The sequence below is a fragment of the Paraburkholderia largidicola genome, assembly GCF_013426895.1.
Lineage (GTDB): Bacteria > Pseudomonadota > Gammaproteobacteria > Burkholderiales > Burkholderiaceae > Paraburkholderia > Paraburkholderia largidicola.
The window spans coordinates 709,078-726,725 of the sequence record NZ_AP023174.1; the positions used below are offsets into that span (position 1 = coordinate 709,078).

Genomic DNA, 17,648 nt, shown 5'->3' on the forward strand with positions numbered 1-17,648 from the left:
GCGCAACAGTGTCGCCGCGCCGCATCAGCAAGGAAACAATCCATGATTCGCAGGGATTTTCTCGCCCGCACACTGAGCGTTGCCGTCGCGTCGCTCGTCACGCGCAACGTCTTCGCGCAGCATTCGATGCACGGCATGTCCGGCATGAGCGATATGGACGACATGCCGGGCATGTCATCGACGCATGCCGTCAACACGCACGCCGCCCACGCAACCCCGAAGCTCGCGCCGGAAACGGCGCTGCCCGCCGGCGCGCCGCTTGCCGCATTGCGCAAGCTCGCGAATGAAAGCAGTGAGCCGGGTATCTTTCGCGCGACGCTGGTCGCGCAACCCGTGCGCCGCCAGTTGATGCCGGGGCATTCAACATCCCTATGGCTGTACGGCGACGCCGCGCAAGGGCCGATCGTCGGTCCGCTCATCGACGTGCGCGAAGGCGATACCGTCGAAATCCGCTTCGTCAACCGTCTGCCGCAGCCGTCGACGATTCACTGGCACGGCTTGCCCGTGCCGCCCGATCAGGACGGCAATCCGACCAATCCCGTCGCGCCGGGGGCGTCGCACGTCTATCGTTTCACGCTGCCGCCCGGCAGCGCCGGCACGTACTGGTATCACCCGCATCCGCACATGATGTCGGCGGAACAGGTGTTTCGCGGGCTGGCCGGGCCGATCGTCGTGCGCGCCGCCGACGATCCGCTCGCCGCGTTCCCCGAACGTCATCTGTTCTTCTCGGACCTGAAACTGGCGAACGACGCGTCCATCGCGCCGAACGACATGATGGACTGGATGAACGGCCGCGAAGGGCAGTTCGTGCTGGTGAACGGCGCGCGCCGTCCGCGTATCGATGTCGCGCAGGACGAGCGCTGGCGTCTGTGGAATGGGTGTAATGCCCGCTATCTCAGCGTGTCGCTGGGCGGTGAACATACCTTCACGCAAGTCGGCACCGATGGCGGTTTGCTCGACAAGCCGCGCGACGGCTTGACGGAATTGCTGCTCGCGCCGGGCGAGCGCGCCGAGATCGTCGTGCGCGCAGGTGCGCAGACGTCGGCGGCGATCCTCACCGCTGCCGCGTACGACCGCCGCAAGATGACGATGACGGAGGGCAAAAGCCTGCCCGCCGACGCCGCCAGGCCGCTCGCCGACGTGCGCTTCGTGCCGGGCTCGCCCAACGCGGCGCGCGCCGTACCGTCGACGCTGCGTCCCATCGCGCCGCTGTTGTCATCTGCTGACAACCCAACCGACAAAGTCCCGCAAAAATCCGTCGTGTTCACCGAGGCGATGGACATGGCCGCCATGCACCGTCCCGGCGCAGCGATGTCGGCGCTGCCGCCCGGCATGCAGTTCATGATCAACGGCGCCAGCTTCGAGCCGTCGCGCATCGCACTGACTAGCCGGCGCGGCGAAGTCGAGGTCTGGTCGATCGAGAACCGCACCGACATGGATCATCCGTTCCATCTGCACGGCACGCAGTTTCAGGTGATCGGGCGGGAGCGGGGCGGCGCGAACACGCGCGAGCCGTTTCTCGCATGGCGGGATACCGTCAACGTGCAGCCCGGCGAGACGGTGCGCATCGCGACGGTACAGCGCGACGCGGGCGAGCGGATGTTCCATTGCCACATACTGGAACACGAAGACCTCGGCATGATGGCAACCCTCAAGGTTGTCTGAATGCTGCCGTAGTTATCGATAGAGACATGGCACAGGCCAGAAACGAAAAAACCCGGCAGAAGCCGGGTTTTCAAGGCTGCGGACCGAACGTATCAGGCTGCGGACTGAATGTTCGATGCCTGTTTGCCCTTCGGGCCTTGAACGACCTCGAAGCTAACTTTCTGGCCTTCCTTGAGGGTCTTGAAACCGTTCATCTGGATAGCCGAAAAGTGTGCAAACAGATCCTCACCGCCTTCGTCGGGCGTAATGAATCCGAAACCTTTCGCGTCGTTGAACCACTTGACCGTACCAGTTGCCATACCAACTTCCCCTGTAACTCAAAAGCTGCCACGAGCCCTCGAAAAGCTCAACGACCACGGAATGCAGTCGTCCCTCCTCACAAGCTCACCAACGGCATTTTTTCGTATAAACCGCTTGTTGAAAAAAGTGCCAGCTTGATTGTTGAGTCTCTTTATTCGAGTGTCAAGAAAATTTTGAGACGCCCATTTCTTCGTTGTAAAGAACCAATTTCCAGGGTTTTTCCCGCTTTTCTTATGTGCGGTGGCGCAAGCGGCGCGTCTTGAAAAGTCGCATAATCGACTCACATGCAGTTCAGCGGTGAGAGGCGGTTTGACGGGTTGGCGTGTCATCAGCTTGCTGGCCCGGGTTGTGCGATACTCGATCCGACTGCAGTCATCAAGCTGCAACACGGATATACCGGAGGGCCGCTACCGCATGCGGCCCGGCGCAGGGCGCACCCGCGAGAGGCCGCTCCACAGGGCCGGAGGGAACAGATGTCCGGCCAGCCGGTCGGGTTTTGACAGGATTGCGGGCCTGTCCGAGTTGTTTAGAATGGGTGTATGGCGATTATCCCGGACAAGCAGGACAACACCGTACTCGAGCGGCAGGATCAAAAGCTGAAACCGCCTGCCATGTTCAAGGTGGTGTTGTTGAATGACGATTTCACGCCGATGGAATTCGTCGTGATGGTCGTGCAGGAATATTTCAATAAAGATCGTGAGACCGCAACGCAGATCATGTTGAAGGTCCATCGCGAAGGCAGGGGAGTTTGTGGGGTCTACACGCGGGACATCGCGTCGACCAAAGTCGAGCAAGTCGTTACCCACGCGCGGCAGGCAGGGCATCCGCTGCAGTGCGTGATGGAGGAAGCATGATTGCCCAGGAACTGGAAGTCAGCCTGCACATGGCGTTCATGGAAGCGCGCCAGGCGCGGCATGAGTTCATTACGGTCGAACATCTTTTGCTGGCGCTGTTGGACAATCCGACGGCGGCCGAAGTGCTACGCGCATGCGCAGCCAACATCGAAGACCTGCGTCAGAACCTGCGCAACTTCATTCACGACAATACGCCGACCGTTCCGGGCACCGACGACGTCGATACGCAGCCCACGCTGGGTTTCCAGCGTGTGATCCAGCGCGCGATCATGCACGTCCAGTCCACCTCGAACGGCAAGAAGGAAGTGACGGGCGCGAACGTGCTCGTGGCGATCTTCGGCGAGAAGGACTCCCACGCGGTGTATTACCTGCAACAGCAGGGCGTGACGCGTCTGGACGTCGTCAATTTCATTTCGCATGGCATCGCGAAGACCAACAGCTCCGAAGCTGCGAAGTCGACCGACGCAAATGCGGAATCGGACGAAGCCGCTGCGCAAAAGGAAACACCGCTTGCGCAGTTCACGCAGAACCTGAACCAGATGGCGAAAGACGGCCGCATCGATCCGCTGATCGGACGCGAGCCGGAAGTCGAGCGCGTCGTTCAGGTGCTGTGCCGTCGCCGCAAGAACAATCCGCTACTGGTCGGTGAGGCCGGCGTCGGGAAGACGGCGATCGCCGAGGGGCTCGCATGGCGCATTACGCGCGGCGAGGTGCCCGACATTCTGGTGGATGCGCAGGTCTATTCGCTCGACATGGGCGCGTTGCTTGCCGGCACCAAGTATCGCGGCGATTTTGAGCAGCGCCTGAAGACGGTCCTGAAGGAACTGAAGGAACGTCCGAACGCGATCCTGTTCATCGACGAAATTCATACGCTGATCGGCGCGGGCGCTGCATCGGGCGGCACGCTGGACGCATCGAACCTGCTGAAGCCGGCGCTGTCGTCAGGCACGCTCAAATGCATCGGCGCGACGACGTTCACGGAATTCCGCGGCATCTTCGAAAAGGACGCAGCGTTGTCGCGTCGTTTCCAGAAGATCGACGTGACCGAGCCGACCGTCGAGCAGACGGTGGCGATCCTGCGCGGCCTGAAGTCGCGCTTCGAAGAGCACCATGGCGTGAAGTACTCGTCGGGTGCGCTGTCGGCGGCGGCTGAGCTGTCGGCGCGCTTCATCACGGATCGTCATTTGCCCGACAAGGCCATCGACGTGATCGACGAAGCGGGCGCGGCGCAACGCATCCTGCCGAAGTCGAAGCAGAAGAAGACGATCGGCAAGAGCGAGATCGAGGAAATCATCTCGAAGATTGCACGCGTGCCGGCGCAAAGCGTGTCGCAGGACGACCGCAGCAAGCTGCAGACACTCGACCGCGATCTGAAGGCCGTCGTGTTCGGTCAGGATCCCGCTATCGACGCGCTGTCGGCTTCGATCAAGATGGCGCGCGCAGGCCTCGGCAAGACGGACAAGCCGATCGGCGCGTTCCTGTTCTCCGGCCCCACGGGCGTCGGCAAGACGGAAGTCGCTCGGCAACTGGCGTTCACGCTGGGTATCGAGCTGATCCGCTTTGACATGTCGGAATACATGGAGCGTCACGCGGTCAGCCGGTTGATCGGCGCGCCGCCGGGATACGTCGGTTTCGATCAGGGCGGTCTGCTGACGGAAGCCGTGACGAAGAAGCCGCACTGCGTGCTGCTGCTCGACGAAATCGAGAAGGCGCATCCGGATATCTACAACGTGCTGCTGCAGGTGATGGATCACGGCACGCTGACGGATAACAACGGCCGCAAGGCGGACTTCCGCAACGTCATCATCATCATGACGACGAATGCGGGTGCCGAAGCGATGGGCAAGTCGGTGATCGGCTTTACGACGCGCCGCGAGTCGGGCGACGAAATGGCCGACATCAAGCGCATGTTCACGCCGGAGTTCCGCAACCGTCTGGATGCGACGATCAGCTTCCGCTCGCTCGATGAAGAAATCATCATGCGCGTTGTCGACAAGTTCCTGATGCAACTGGAAGATCAGCTGCACGAGAAGAAGGTCGACGCGCTCTTCACCGACGCGCTGCGCAAGCATCTCGCGAAGCACGGTTTCGATCCGCTGATGGGCGCGCGTCCGATGCAGCGTCTGATCCAGGACACGATCCGCCGCGCGCTGGCCGACGAACTGCTGTTCGGCAAGCTGATGAGCGGGGGCCGCGTGACGGTCGACGTCGATGCAGACGACAAGGTCCAGCTGACGTTCGACGAGAACTCGACGCCGCCGCGCAATCCGAATCCGGAAGCAGTGGAAGTCGACTAAGCGTCGAATCTCTCGAAGCAAAAACGAACGGCGTGGGTTTCAAACCCCACGCCGTTTTTGTTTTGATGCTCGCGCAACGGAAACTGAGTAAGGCCTCAGTGTTTGCCGGTGCTGCCGAAGCCGCCCTCACCACGATCGCTGGTCTCGAACTCGTCGACGATATTGAACGTCGCTTGCACGACGGGCACGATCACCAGTTGGGCGAGGCGTTCCATCGGATTCAGCGTGAACGTGGTCGTGCCGCGGTTCCACGTCGAGATCATCAATTGGCCCTGGTAGTCCGAGTCGATCAGGCCGACCAGGTTGCCGAGCACGATGCCGTGCTTGTGGCCCAGGCCCGAGCGCGGCAGGATCAGCGCTGCATAGCCGGGATCGGCGACATGGATTGCGAGGCCGGTCGGCACGAGCGCCGTTTGGCCGGGTTCGAGCGTCAGCGGCGCATCGAGGCACGCGCGCAGGTCGAGGCCCGCGCTGCCCGGCGTGGCGTAAGCGGGAAGTTGCTCGCGCATGCGCGGGTCGAGAATCTTCAGGTCGAGTTTCATGCAGTTCGGAGAGAGGTTGAAGAAGTGGCGGCGCGCGTCATGGCAACGGACCGCCGTGATCGATTCATGACTTGCCGAGATCAAATGCGTCGGCAAGCAGTTCATACGAGCGCAGTCGCGCGCGATAGCTGCCCGCGACCGACAGCACGATCAGTTCGTCGGCATCGAACTGTTCCTGCAATGCGTGCAGCCGCTCCGTGACGGACTCCGGCGTGCCGATGATACTGCGCGGCTTTTCCCGGTCGATAATCAGCCGCTCGCGCTCGCCGTATTCCTGCGCGAGCCCTTGCGCGATGGAAGGCACTAGCTCGTTCAATCCATAGGCCATTTGCACGCGGCGCAGGTCGACGGCTTTTTCGAGGTCTGCGGCTTCCTGCTCCGTGTCCGCGCAGATCACGAACACGGCGGCTGCGAGATACGGCTTCTGCTCGTGGCCGGCCCTGAAGCGCTCGCGATACGCCTGCGCGACCGCATGCCCGAAATGCGCATTGATGAAATGCGCGAATGAAAAGCGGATGCCCAGTTGCGCGGCCAGCATGCCGCCGAAATCGCTGGAGCCGAGCACCCACAACTGCGGGCGCGTTTCCACTTGTGGCTGCAGCAGCACGCCGTGCGCGAGATGGTCGGACGGCAGCGTGCCGCTCATCAGCGCGACGAGATCGGTGACCTGCTGCGGAAACAGTTCGCCGCGATTGTAGTCGCCCGCTGCGACCGCCTGCGCGGTGCGCATGTCGCCGCCCGGCGCGCGGCCGACGCCCAGATCGACGCGATTCGGAAACAGCGCCTCGAGCATCAGGAATTGCTCGGCGACCTTGAACGGGCTGTAGTACGGCAGCATGATGCCGCCCGAGCCGATGCGGATGCGTTTCGTCACGCTGCCGAGGCGAGCGAGCATCACTTCCGGGCAGGGGTTCGACACGCCGTACAGCCCGTGGTGTTCGGCGCACCAGTAGCGCGTGTAGCCGAGGTCGTCGGCGAGTTGCGCGAGTTCGACCGTCGCGGCGATCGCATCGGCCACCTTATGCCCGTCGATCACGGGCGTCTGGTCGAGGACGGAGAGCAGGGTCATGACAGCACCATGGCGTTAGCTGAAAGATTGCATTCGAGCGTGGCGATTCAGTATGACAAAGCGCGCCCAAAGCAGCGCGTCACACTCAACCGATCACGCTCGCATCCGGCAGGCGCTTTGCGATTTCCGCGATCAGCGCGCGCGCGAGCGTCTGCTTGTCCGCGCGTGGCAGCTTGGTCGATCCGGCGGCTTCGAACAGCACGACTTCGTTGTCGTCGAGCCCGAAGGTTTGCGGACCGAGGTTGCCGACTAAAAGCGGCACGCTCTTGCGTTTGCGCTTCTCTTCGCCGTGCACGTCGAGATCGCCGCTTTCCGCTGCGAAGCCGACGCAGAACGGCGGATGCGGCAGCTTCGCAACGGAAGCCAGAATGTCCGGATTCTCGACGAACGCGAAGGATGGAATCGCGTGATCGGCGGTCTTCTTGATCTTGTGCTCCGCGACGTGGTCGACGCGCCAATCCGCGACGGCCGCGACGCCGATGAAGATGTCGTAATCGGGTACCGCGCGCATCACGGCGTCGTGCATCTGCTGCGCTGTCTGCACGTCCTCGCGATAGACGCCCCACGGCGTGTCCAGACCGACAGGACCTGCGACGAGGTGCACATCCGCGCCGGCTTGCTGCGCCGCGCGCGCGAGCGCGAAGCCCATCTTGCCGCTCGAACGGTTCGTGATGCCGCGTACGGGATCGAGCGGCTCGAAGGTCGGGCCCGCCGTCAGCAGCACGCGACGGCCAGCCAGCACCTTCGGCGTGAAGAACGATGCGATCGCCTCATAGACGGCTTCCGGTTCGAGCATGCGCCCGTCGCCGACTTCGCCGCACGCCTGCGCGCCCGAGTCCGGGCCGAGCAGTTCGATGCCGTCCGCGCGCAACTGCGCGACGTTGCGCTGCGTCGCGGGGTTCATCCACATCTGGCGGTTCATCGCGGGAACGACGAGCAGCGGACAGTCGCGTGCGATGCACAGCGTGGACAGCAGGTCGTCGCACAGGCCGTGCGCGAGTTTGGCGAGGAAATCGGTGGAGGCGGGGGCGATCACGATCGCGTCGGCTTCGCGCGACAGATCGATGTGCGGCATGTTGTTCGGAATGCGCGCGTCCCACTGGCTCGTGTAGACCGGGCGGCCGGAGAGCGCTTGCATCGTGACGGGTGTGATGAACTGCGTCGCTGCTTCCGTCATCGCAATCTGGACGGTCGCGCCCGCCTTGACCAGCAGACGGGTGAGTTCAGCGATCTTGTAGCAGGCGATCCCGCCTGTCATGCCGAGGACGATGTGTTTTCCGGCGAGTTCTGTGGCCAACTGATGCCTCCGACAAGACGTGATGGCCGGCGCATCGGTGAAGCGCGCCGGCTTCGTACTGCAAGACTGCGTGAGCGGTGCAGGCGGCCCTGACTGCGCCGCTCACCGCCCGTTGTTATGTCAGCGCGCGCCGCGCACGCGCCGCAGTTCGTCGAACACCAGCAGCGCCGCGCCGATCGTGATCGCGCTGTCCGCGAGGTTGAACGCCGGCCAGTGCCACGTGCCGACATGGAAATCGAGGAAGTCGATCACGTGTCCGTACACGAGCCGGTCGATCACGTTGCCGATCGCGCCGCCCATGATCAGCGCGAGCGCAGCGCAGAACAGCTTTTGATTGCCGTGCCGCTTGAGCAGATAACAGATCAAAAGCGCCGCGCCGACGCCCAGCGCCGTGAATGCCCAGCGCTGCCAGCCGCCTGCCATCGCGAGGAAGCTGAACGCCGCGCCGCGGTTGTAGACGAGCACGAGGTTGAAGAACGGCGTGACGGCATGCGACGAGCCGTACGCGAACACCTTCGCCACCGCGATCTTCGTCAACTGGTCGAACAGGATCACGATCACCGCGACGCCCAGCCACGGCGCGAGCGATCCGCCCGCCGGTTTCGACAGCGTTCTGGACATTATGCCGCGCTCCTCGTTTCGCCGTTGCCGAACAGATTGCTGATGCAGCGGCCGCAGAGCGTGGGATGTTCGGCGTTTTCACCGACTTCCTTGCGATAGTGCCAGCAGCGTTCGCACTTCAGGTACTTCGAGGTGATCACGTCCACGCCTTCCTCTTCGACGTTATCGACCTTGAGGACCGTCGCACCCGAGGTGATCAGCACGAACTTGAGGTCTGCACCGAGGCTCGCGAGCGCTTCATGACGCGCACCGCTCGCGCGGATTTCGACTTCCGCCTGCAGCGACGAACCGATCTGGTTCGCGACGCGGGCTTCTTCCAGCGCCTTCGTCACGTCGCTGCGCACCGCGCGCAGCAGCGTCCACTTGTCGAGCAGCATCGCTGCGTCCGGCACTTCCGGATAGGCGTGATACGTCTCCGTGAAGATGGTCTCGCTGTTCGGCTGGAACACCTTCCACGCTTCTTCGGCCGTGAACGACATGAACGGCGCCATCAGGCGCAGCAGGCCGTGCGCGATGTGATACAGCGCAGTCTGCGCCGAGCGGCGCGCGTTCGAATCGGGCGCCGTCGTGTACAGGCGGTCCTTCAGCACGTCGAGGTAGAAGCCGCCGAGGTCTTCCGAGCAGAACGTCTGCAGCTTCGCGACGACCGGGTGGAACTCGTACTTGTCGTAGTTCGACAGGATGTCCGCTTGCAGGTTGGCCGTGAGCGCGACCGCATAACGGTCGATCTCCAGCCAATCGCTAACCGGGCGCGCGTTCTTCTCGAAGTCGAAATCCGACAGGTTCGCGAGCAGGAAGCGCAGCGTGTTGCGGATGCGTCGATAGCTTTCCGTCACGCGCTTCAGGATTTCCTCGGAGATCGCGAGTTCGCCCGAGTAGTCGGTCGAGGCGATCCACAGGCGGATGATTTCCGCGCCCAGACGGTTCGCGACTTCATGCGGATCGATACCGTTGCCGAGCGACTTCGACATCTTGCGGCCTTCGCCGTCGACGGTGAAGCCGTGCGTGAGCAGCGCGTTGTACGGCGGGCGGCCGTCGAGCATCGAGGCCGTCAGCAGCGACGAATGGAACCAGCCGCGATGCTGGTCCGAGCCTTCCAGATACAGATCCGCCGGGAACTGCAGTTCGTCCTTGTGCGAGCCGCGCAGCACGTGCCAGTGCGTCGTGCCCGAATCGAACCACACGTCGAGCGTGTCGCGGTTCTTTTCGTACATGTTCGCGTCGTCGCCGATCAGCTCGCGCGGATCGAGCGTCTGCCAGGCTTCGATGCCCGACACTTCGACGCGCTTCGCGACTTCTTCGAGCAGTTCCAGCGTGCGCGGATGCAGTTCGCCCGTTTCCTTGTGCACGAAAAACGCCATCGGCACGCCCCATTGACGCTGACGCGACAGCGTCCAGTCGGGACGGTTCGCGATCATCGAGAACAGGCGCTGCTTGCCCCACGACGGGTAGAACGCCGTCGCTTCGATGCCTTCGAGCGCCGTCTCGCGCAGCGTCTTGTCGGTGTCGTTCGGCTTGATGTCCATGCCGGCGAACCACTGCGACGTGGCGCGATAGATGATCGGCGTCTTGTGGCGCCAGCAGTGCATGTAGCTGTGCAGGTATTTTTCCGTGCGCAGCAGCGTGTCCGCTTCATCAAGCGCTTCGACGATCTTCGGGTTCGCGTCCCAGATCGACAGGCCGCCGAACAGCGCGAGCGATTCGATATAGCGGCCATCGCCCATCACCGGGCTGATGATGTCCGAGTCGGCCATGCCGTGCGCCTTGCACGAGAGGAAGTCTTCGACGCCATACGCAGGCGACGAGTGCACGATGCCCGTGCCCGTTTCCGTCGTCACGTAGTCGCCGAGATAGACGGGCGAGGTGCGCTTGTACGACGGATGCGCGGACGCGAGCGGGTGCGTGAAGCGCACGTTAGCGAGCTTCGCGCCCGGCGTCGTCGCGATGACCTTGCCTTCGACACCATACGACTTCAGGCAGTCTTCGACGCGCTCCTCGGCGAGGATCAGCAGGCCGCGCGGCGTATCGACGAGCGCGTACGTGATCTCGGGATGCACGTTGAGCGCCTGGTTCGCGGGGATCGTCCACGGCGTGGTCGTCCAGATCACGATGCCGCCTTCGTTGCGCGGCAGCGACGCAAGGCCGAACGCCTGCGCGGTCTTTTCGGGCTCGGCGAACGTGAAGAGCACGTCGATGGTCGGATCGGTCTTGTCCTTGTACTCGACTTCCGCTTCCGCCAGCGCCGAGCCGCAGTCGAAGCACCAGTTCACCGGCTTCAGGCCGCGGAACACGTAGCCCTTTTCCATGATCTTCGCGAGTGCGCGGATTTCGCCCGCCTCGTTCGCGAAGTTCATCGTCTTGTACGGGTTGTCCCAGTCGCCGAGCACGCCCAGACGGCGGAAGCCGGCTTTCTGCTTCTCGATCTGCTCGGTCGCGTAGGCGCGCGCCTTCTGCATCACCTCGGCGGCGGGCAGCGACTTGCCGAACTGCTTTTCGATCTGGATTTCGATCGGCATGCCGTGACAGTCCCAGCCCGGCACATAGACGGCGTCGAAGCCGGCCATGTTGCGCGCCTTGACGATCATGTCCTTGAGGATCTTGTTCACCGCGTGACCGAGGTGGATGTCGCCGTTCGCATACGGCGGGCCGTCGTGCAGGATGAACTTCTTGCGGCCCTTCGAGGCGGCGCGGATCTTCTCGTAGATCTTCTGTTCCTGCCAGTCCTTCACCCATTGCGGCTCGCGCTTGGGCAGGTCGCCGCGCATCGGGAAGGGCGTGTCGAGCAGGTTGACGGGATATCGGGCCTGCGGTTTCGAATCGGCTTTCTTGTTGCTCATGGTGAGGTAGCGGTGAATACGGTGTTAGGGCGCGGCATGCGCGAAGACCAGATTGGCGCCATGCGGCGCCCCGCGTCGCGCCCGACGCGTGCCGTTGCACATGCTGCGTGCGGCGCCCGTCGATGCGCGGCGGACGGCACGTGCTTCGCGCAAGCGCTCCGCACGTACCGCGACGGTCATCTAATTCGATCGGTGGCCGACGTGGCGAAACCAGTGGAACGGCTGCCCGGCGCGTCGCCGATTGCCTCGAACCATGCGCGGGCGTTCGTGACGTCGCGCGCGATCGCGGCCGTCAGCGTTTCGAGGTCGACGAATTTTTCTTCGTCGCGCAGCTTCTTCAGAAACTCGACGCGCACGAGCTTGCCGTACGCGTCGCCATGCCAGTCGAGCAGATGCACTTCGAGCAACACGCGGCCGGAGTCGTCGACCGTGGGGCGCAAGCCGAGGCTTGCGACGCCCGGCAGCGGCTGGTCGGCGATGCCATGCACGCGCACGATGAAAATACCCGACAGCGCGGGACGCTTGTGCGCAATCGGCAGATTCAGCGTGGGAAAACCGAGGTCGCGGCCGAGCTTCAGACCATGCACGACGTGGCCGCTGATCAGATAGTCGCGACCGAGCGCGGCCCGCGCCGCGTCGAGGTCGCCCGCGATCAGCGAGGTGCGCACGCCGGAACTCGAAATGCGCGCGCCGGACGGATCGGCGACGGTCGCCATCTGCTCGACTTCGAAGCCGTATTGCTCGCCCGCCGCCTTCAGCGAATTGAAATCACCCGCGCGCTTCGTGCCGTAGCGGAAGTCGTCGCCGATCATCACCCAGCGCGCATGCAGGCCGTTGACGATGATCCGCTCGACGAACGTATCCGGCGACTGGCTGGCGAACGTATGGTTGAAATGCTCGACGACCACGCGGTCGACGCCGTTCATGCGCAGCGCTTCGAGCTTGTCGCGCAGCATCGCGATGCGCGGCGGCGCGCTGGCGGGATTGAAGAACTCGCGCGGATGCGGCTCGAAGGTCATCACGCAGACGGGCAGGCCGCGCGCGTCAGCGGCCGCGCGGACGCGGGCAAGCAACGCCTGATGCCCGCGGTGGACACCGTCGAAGTTGCCGATGGTCAGTGCGCAGGGCGCACGGCTCTCGGCATTGGGAAGACCGCGGAAGACTCTCACGATAGAGGCGAAGGATTTGAGCGGGCCGGATGCCGCAAAGCAATCGATTATAAACGCACAGGACGCCACACGGCGCCGGCGCGCGGATCGGGGCCTGGCCGAATGATAAAATCCGCAAATGAAAAATCTCGTCATTCTGATTTCCGGACGGGGCAGCAACATGGAAGCCATCGTCAGCGCGTGCGCGAACGAAGGCTGGCCGGCGCGTATCGCCGCCGTGATTGCCAACCGTCCTGATGCCGCGGGGCTTGCATTCGCGGCGTCACAAGGCATTGCCACAGCCGTTGTCGACCACAGGGAGTTTCACGACCGCGAAAGCTTCGACGGCGCGCTTGCGCGCGAAATCGACGGTTTCGCGCCCGATCTCGTCGTGCTCGCCGGATTCATGCGTGTGCTGACCGACGCGTTCGTCAACCGTTATGCCGGGCGCATGATCAACGTGCACCCGTCGCTGCTGCCCAGCTTTCCGGGCCTCAAGACGCACCAGCAGGCGCTCGACGCCGGCGTGCGGCTGCACGGCGCGTCGGTGCATTTCGTCACGCCGACGCTCGACCACGGGCCGATCGTGCTGCAGTCGGCCGTACCCGTGCTGGCCGGCGACGATGCCGCGACGCTCGCTGCGCGCGTGCTCGACACCGAACATGTTATTTATCCGCGCGCAGTGCGCTGGTTCGTCGAAGGGCGTATTGCCGTCGACGGCCTGCGCGTCACCGTGACGCCACCTGAGCCTCAATGGCTCTTCCTTGACACAACAAGCCAGAACACCGCCAGGGAGGGCGAATGAAACTGCATGGATTTCTGATTGGACAAACCGAGACGCTGCTCGCCGAGGTTCTCAAGTTCACCGGCCCCGCCGATGCCGCGACCAGCCGTTTTTTCCGCGCGCATCCGAAGCTCGGGCACGGCGAGCGCGGCGTGATCGCGGAAGCGGTATTCGCGGTGCTGCGTCGCCGGATGGAGTTCGCGCATCTGGCGGAAGGCGGCACGGGCAGTCCTGCCCGACGCCTCACGCTGCTCGGCCTGATGCAGACGGCGGGCCGCACGGCGTTGAAGCCGTTCATGTCGGACGCAGAGAACGCGTGGCTCGAGCACGTAGCGAAGATCGATCCGCAGAGCCTGCCGTTGCGCACCCGTCTGAATCTGCCCGACTGGATCTACCAGGCGCTCAGCAAGCGCTTCGAAGCCGAAGAACTCGCGCACCTGGCCGCCTCGTTGAACTACCCGGCCCCGCTCGATCTGCGCGCAAACCCGATCAAGGCGAGCCGCGACGAAGTGCTGTCCGCGCTGTCGAAGGCGGGCATCGAGGCGGGCGCGACGCCGTTCGCGCCGTTCGGCATTCGAGTGGTCGGCAAGCCGCCGCTCACCAAGCTCGACGCGTTCCAGGACGGCTGGCTCGAAGTGCAGGACGAGGGCAGCCAGCTGCTGTGCTCGCTGGTTGCGCCCAAGCGCGGCGAGATGATCGTCGATTTCTGCGCGGGCGCGGGCGGCAAGACGCTGGCGCTCGGCGCGATGATGCGCTCGACGGGCCGTCTCTATGCATTCGACATCTCTGACCGCCGTCTCGCGAAGCTGAAGCCGCGCCTTGCGCGCAGCGGGCTGTCGAACGTGAATCCGGTGCTGATCGATAGCGAACACGACGCGAAGATCAAGCGGCTCGCGGGCAAGATCGACCGCGTGCTGGTCGATGCGCCGTGCAGCGGCCTTGGCACATTGCGGCGCAATCCCGACCTGAAATGGCGCCAGTCGCCGGAATCGATCGCCGAACTGACGCCGAAGCAGTTGTCCATCCTGACGAGCGCTGCGCGTCTGGTGAAGAAGGGCGGCCGTCTCGTCTACGCGACGTGCAGTATCCTCGATGCGGAGAATGAAGGCGTCGTGCAGCAGTTTCTCGCCGATCACCCGGATTTCGCGCTCGTGCCCGCGCGCGACGTGCTCGCCGAGCAGCGCATCGAACTGGAAATGGGCGACTACCTGTCGCTCTGGCCGCATCGTCATGCGACGGATGGCTTCTTCGCGGCCGTGCTGGAGCGCCGCGGCTAAGGGCCGCCACGCGAATGGCCGGGCTTGATTCGGTCTGGCCGGCGCGCGCGTCGTAAGCGCCGCGCCGGCCGCTGGAAACGCCAGCCGCTGGAACCATCATGCAAAACCATCTCTTCTTCCACATGCTGGGCGACGTCGTGCGCGACTTCGGCCAGCCTGTCATTTTGTGGCAGGTCGGCGTGCTGCTCGGCACGCTCGCGCTCGCGTATCTGCTTGCCCGACTCGCGCGCCGCGCGCTCGATGCGCAGCGCGAAACCCGCTACGGCGCGCTGCGGTTCGGCGCCGAGGCGCTCAACCGCGCGCTCTTTCCGCTGCTGGGCGGCGTGCTCGTGTGGATCGCGCGGGCGATCGCCGGGCAGTTCATCCACACGTCGCTGCTCGATCTGGCGCTGGTGCCGCTGTTCGGCATCGGGCTGATCTACATCGTGTTCTATCTCGCGCGGCGCGTGTTCGGGCGCGACGGCAACGCGCACACCTGGTTGTCGCTGGTCGAAAAGGTCGTGTCGCTGATCGTCTGGGTCGGCATGGTGCTGACCGTGATGGGCATCCAGAACGACGTGCTCAAGTGGATGGCGAGCGTGCAGTTCAGGATCGCCAACACGCATGTGACGCTGTTGTCGCTGCTGTCTGGGCTGCTGTGGGTCTGCGTGACGATGATCGTCGCGATGTGGCTCGGCGCGGCGCTCGAAGACCGGCTGATGCGCTCGGGCGCGCTCGACGCGAACCTGAAAGTGGTGCTGTCGCGCGTCGGCCGCGCGTTGCTGATACTTGGGGCGGTCCTGATCAGCCTGTCGCTGGTCGGCATCGACATCACGGTGCTCGGCGTATTCGGCGGCGCGCTCGGCGTGGGCCTCGGTTTCGGCTTGCAGAAGATCGCGAGCAATTACGTGTCGGGATTCATCATCCTGATCGACCGGTCGCTGCGCATCGGCGACACCATCAACGTGAGCGGGCTGCAAGGCATGGTCACGCAGATCCGCACGCGCTATACGGTGGTGCGCGGACTCGACGGGATCGAAACGCTGGTGCCGAACGAAAAGCTGATCACCGACGTCGTGCAAAACCAATCGTCATACCTGACGCGCGGCAACGCGAAGGCGACGCTGCAGATTTCGTATTCGACGGATGTCGAAAAGGCGATGGCGCTGCTCGTCGAGGCCACTCAGGGAGTCGACCGGGTCCTGCAGGATCCGGCGCCGACGCCTTATCTGGCGGGCTTCGGGCCGGACGGCATCAATCTCGAACTCGGCTACTGGATTCAGGACGCGGCGACGGGCACATCCGGCGTGCGCTCGAACGTGAATCGCAATATCTGGCGGCTATTTTCGGAGCACGGCATCGCGATTCCGTATGCGCAACGCGAAGTGCGCATCGTCGCCGGCGCCCGCGACATCATGTCGCAGGCGGTAACGATGACCGGACATGCGGCGACCGAATCCGGCAGTGCCGCCTGAAACGGGCCGTTGCAGGGGGGCATTGTCGTCCGTTTTGCCCCTTTTTCGACAGCAACAGGTTGATGCGGCACAACAAATTCCTTATTTGTTACAGATACTTGGAACCGTTCGCGTAGAATATCGTCTCAAATAACTGGTTGCTTTCACTTTCTTGACATCCGCCGTTGTATCCTTCTGCGAATGTCCTCCGTTCCTAGGTAAATGGCCTTGTTGAATTCCTTGCTTGATTTTCTTGCCCACGGTGCACTGCGTTTCTCGTGGTGGCAAATCGTGTTGTGGACGCTCGCCGTCACGCACGTGACGATCATCGGCGTCACTGTCTATCTGCACCGCTGCCAGGCGCACCGCGCACTGGATCTGCATCCTGTCGCCAGCCACTTCTTCCGGTTCTGGCTGTGGATGACCACGGGCATGCTCACGGGTCAATGGGCTGCGATTCACCGCAAGCACCACGCCAAGTGCGAAACGGAAGAAGATCCGCACAGCCCGCAGACGCGCGGCATCTGGAAGGTGCTGCTCGAAGGTGCGGAGCTGTATCGCACCGAAGCGAAGAACGAAGAAACGATGCGCAAGTTCAGCCACGGCACGCCGAATGACTGGATCGAGCGCAACGTCTACACGAAGTACCCGATCCTCGGCGTGAGCATCATGATGGTCGTCGACGTCGCGCTGTTCGGCATCGTCGGTCTGAGCGTGTGGGCCGTGCAGATGATCTGGATTCCGTTCTGGGCGGCGGGTGTCGTCAACGGTCTCGGACACTTCTGGGGTTATCGCAACTTCAACTCCGCGGATGCGAGCACGAACCTGATCCCGTGGGGCATCATCATCGGCGGCGAAGAGCTGCACAACAATCACCACACGTACGCAACGTCCGCGAAGCTGTCGAACAAGTGGTATGAGTTCGATATCGGCTGGATGTACATCCGCATCATGTCGGCGTTCCGTCTTGCGAAGGTGAAGAAGATCGCGCCGACGCCGCGTCTGACCACGGGCAAGCTCGTGCTCGACCAGGACACGCTGCAAGCCGTGCTCGCGAATCGCTATGAAGTGATGGCGACTTACGCGAAGGCGATCAAGCGCGCGTACCGTCAGGAACTGGCGCATCTGAAGGAAGTGGGTGCGCGCGAGAAGTATCAGCTCATGCGCGGCGCGCGTGGCTGGTTCCACAAGGAAGAGGCAGGTCTGGACGAGCCGCAGCGTCGCCAGTTGCCGCAGATTTTCGCGAATAGCCAGAAATTGCGTACGTATATCGAACTGCGCAACGAACTCGCGGCGATGTGGGAGCGTTCCAACGCATCGCGCGAACAACTGCTGGTGCAATTGCAAGATTGGTGTCACCGCGCTGAACAAAGCGGCATCAAGGCCCTGCAGGAATTTGCGATGCGCCTGCGGCGCTACGCCTGATACGCGACGAAATCTATTAAACTTTCGTTACGTCACAAAACCCCGCGTTGGCGGGGTTTTTCTTTTTGGGCCGCCGAAATGGCAGTCGGCGGCAGAATC

At 63.4% G+C, this 17,648-nt stretch carries 14 protein-coding genes; 7 read left to right on the forward strand and 7 right to left on the reverse strand.

What is annotated here, in order from left to right; genetic code table 11:
* The first annotated feature begins 42 nt into the window (after positions 1–42).
* Entirely contained in the window at positions 43–1,665 is a 1,623-nt protein-coding gene (locus PPGU16_RS03130) for a multicopper oxidase family protein (RefSeq protein WP_180721668.1), read from the forward strand.
* 92 nt (positions 1,666–1,757) lie between these two features.
* Here the strand turns inward: PPGU16_RS03130 and cspD are convergent, their stop codons facing one another.
* Positions 1,758–1,964 (reverse strand): cold shock domain-containing protein CspD, encoded by a 207-nt coding sequence (gene cspD, locus PPGU16_RS03135; RefSeq protein WP_007586257.1) that lies wholly within the window; start codon positions 1,962–1,964, stop codon positions 1,758–1,760.
* A 540-nt stretch (positions 1,965–2,504) separates the two neighbouring features.
* On the opposite strand from cspD, the gene clpS reads away from it, so the two are divergent.
* Together clpS and clpA are read left to right on the forward strand one after the other, a co-directional pair.
* Positions 2,505–2,819 (forward strand): ATP-dependent Clp protease adapter ClpS, encoded by a 315-nt coding sequence (gene clpS / locus PPGU16_RS03140; protein ID WP_007586255.1) that lies wholly within the window; start codon positions 2,505–2,507, stop codon positions 2,817–2,819.
* Complete coding sequence (gene clpA, locus PPGU16_RS03145; protein WP_035986179.1) at positions 2,816–5,116, forward strand: ATP-dependent Clp protease ATP-binding subunit ClpA; 2,301 nt, start codon at positions 2,816–2,818, stop codon at positions 5,114–5,116. The genes clpS and clpA overlap by 4 nt, the downstream gene beginning before the upstream one ends.
* A gap of 95 nt (positions 5,117–5,211) precedes the next feature.
* Here the strand turns inward: clpA and dut are convergent, their stop codons facing one another.
* The 6 genes from dut to PPGU16_RS03175 all read right to left on the reverse strand — a co-directional run bounded on the left by dut (position 5,212) and on the right by PPGU16_RS03175 (position 12,651).
* On the reverse strand, positions 5,212–5,658 hold the full coding sequence (gene dut / locus PPGU16_RS03150; protein WP_180721669.1) for a dUTP diphosphatase: 447 nt from the start codon (positions 5,656–5,658) through the stop codon (positions 5,212–5,214).
* Between the two features lie 64 nt (positions 5,659–5,722).
* Positions 5,723–6,727: an LLM class flavin-dependent oxidoreductase gene (locus PPGU16_RS03155; RefSeq protein WP_180721670.1), complete on the reverse strand. Its 1,005-nt coding sequence runs from the start codon at positions 6,725–6,727 to the stop codon at positions 5,723–5,725.
* Between the two features lie 85 nt (positions 6,728–6,812).
* Positions 6,813–7,985: a bifunctional phosphopantothenoylcysteine decarboxylase/phosphopantothenate--cysteine ligase CoaBC gene (gene coaBC / locus PPGU16_RS03160; protein WP_434064412.1), complete on the reverse strand. Its 1,173-nt coding sequence runs from the start codon at positions 7,983–7,985 to the stop codon at positions 6,813–6,815.
* Positions 7,986–8,144: 159 nt separating this feature from the next.
* Positions 8,145–8,645: a signal peptidase II gene (gene lspA / locus PPGU16_RS03165; RefSeq protein ID WP_180721672.1), complete on the reverse strand. Its 501-nt coding sequence runs from the start codon at positions 8,643–8,645 to the stop codon at positions 8,145–8,147.
* Entirely contained in the window at positions 8,645–11,482 is a 2,838-nt protein-coding gene (gene ileS, locus PPGU16_RS03170; RefSeq protein ID WP_180721673.1) for an isoleucine--tRNA ligase, read from the reverse strand. The genes lspA and ileS overlap by 1 nt, the downstream gene beginning before the upstream one ends.
* A gap of 176 nt (positions 11,483–11,658) precedes the next feature.
* Entirely contained in the window at positions 11,659–12,651 is a 993-nt protein-coding gene (locus PPGU16_RS03175; RefSeq protein ID WP_180721674.1) for a bifunctional riboflavin kinase/FAD synthetase, read from the reverse strand.
* 118 nt (positions 12,652–12,769) lie between these two features.
* Here PPGU16_RS03175 and purN point away from each other — a divergent pair, with 118 nt between their 5' ends.
* From purN to PPGU16_RS03195, 4 genes are all read left to right on the forward strand, one after another.
* Positions 12,770–13,435: a phosphoribosylglycinamide formyltransferase gene (gene purN, locus PPGU16_RS03180; RefSeq protein ID WP_180721675.1), complete on the forward strand. Its 666-nt coding sequence runs from the start codon at positions 12,770–12,772 to the stop codon at positions 13,433–13,435.
* Positions 13,432–14,691, forward strand: a complete 1,260-nt coding sequence (locus tag PPGU16_RS03185) for an RsmB/NOP family class I SAM-dependent RNA methyltransferase (protein ID WP_180721676.1) — start codon at positions 13,432–13,434, stop codon at positions 14,689–14,691. Before purN ends, PPGU16_RS03185 begins: the two co-directional genes overlap by 4 nt.
* A gap of 98 nt (positions 14,692–14,789) precedes the next feature.
* Positions 14,790–16,145: a mechanosensitive ion channel family protein gene (locus tag PPGU16_RS03190; protein ID WP_180721677.1), complete on the forward strand. Its 1,356-nt coding sequence runs from the start codon at positions 14,790–14,792 to the stop codon at positions 16,143–16,145.
* A gap of 207 nt (positions 16,146–16,352) precedes the next feature.
* Complete coding sequence (locus tag PPGU16_RS03195; protein WP_180721678.1) at positions 16,353–17,549, forward strand: DesA family fatty acid desaturase; 1,197 nt, start codon at positions 16,353–16,355, stop codon at positions 17,547–17,549.
* Positions 17,550–17,648: the final 99 nt, after the last annotated feature.

Bases quoted from the DNA above. Each gene is read 5' to 3' on its own strand.
- ileS (WP_180721673.1), bottom strand. From the start codon at position 11,482: ATGAGCAACAAGAAAGCCGATTCGAAACCGCAGGCCCGATATCCCGTC.
- cspD (WP_007586257.1), bottom strand. From the start codon at position 1,964: ATGGCAACTGGTACGGTCAAGTGGTTCAACGACGCGAAAGGTTTCGGA.
- PPGU16_RS03190 (WP_180721677.1), top strand. From the start codon at position 14,790: ATGCAAAACCATCTCTTCTTCCACATGCTGGGCGACGTCGTGCGCGAC.
- PPGU16_RS03185 (WP_180721676.1), top strand. From the start codon at position 13,432: ATGAAACTGCATGGATTTCTGATTGGACAAACCGAGACGCTGCTCGCC.
- dut (WP_180721669.1), bottom strand. From the start codon at position 5,658: ATGAAACTCGACCTGAAGATTCTCGACCCGCGCATGCGCGAGCAACTT.
- PPGU16_RS03130 (WP_180721668.1), top strand. From the start codon at position 43: ATGATTCGCAGGGATTTTCTCGCCCGCACACTGAGCGTTGCCGTCGCG.
- purN (WP_180721675.1), top strand. From the start codon at position 12,770: ATGAAAAATCTCGTCATTCTGATTTCCGGACGGGGCAGCAACATGGAA.
- clpS (WP_007586255.1), top strand. From the start codon at position 2,505: ATGGCGATTATCCCGGACAAGCAGGACAACACCGTACTCGAGCGGCAG.
- PPGU16_RS03155 (WP_180721670.1), bottom strand. From the start codon at position 6,727: ATGACCCTGCTCTCCGTCCTCGACCAGACGCCCGTGATCGACGGGCAT.
- clpA (WP_035986179.1), top strand. From the start codon at position 2,816: ATGATTGCCCAGGAACTGGAAGTCAGCCTGCACATGGCGTTCATGGAA.
- lspA (WP_180721672.1), bottom strand. From the start codon at position 8,645: ATGTCCAGAACGCTGTCGAAACCGGCGGGCGGATCGCTCGCGCCGTGG.
- coaBC (WP_434064412.1), bottom strand. From the start codon at position 7,985: ATGACAGGCGGGATCGCCTGCTACAAGATCGCTGAACTCACCCGTCTG.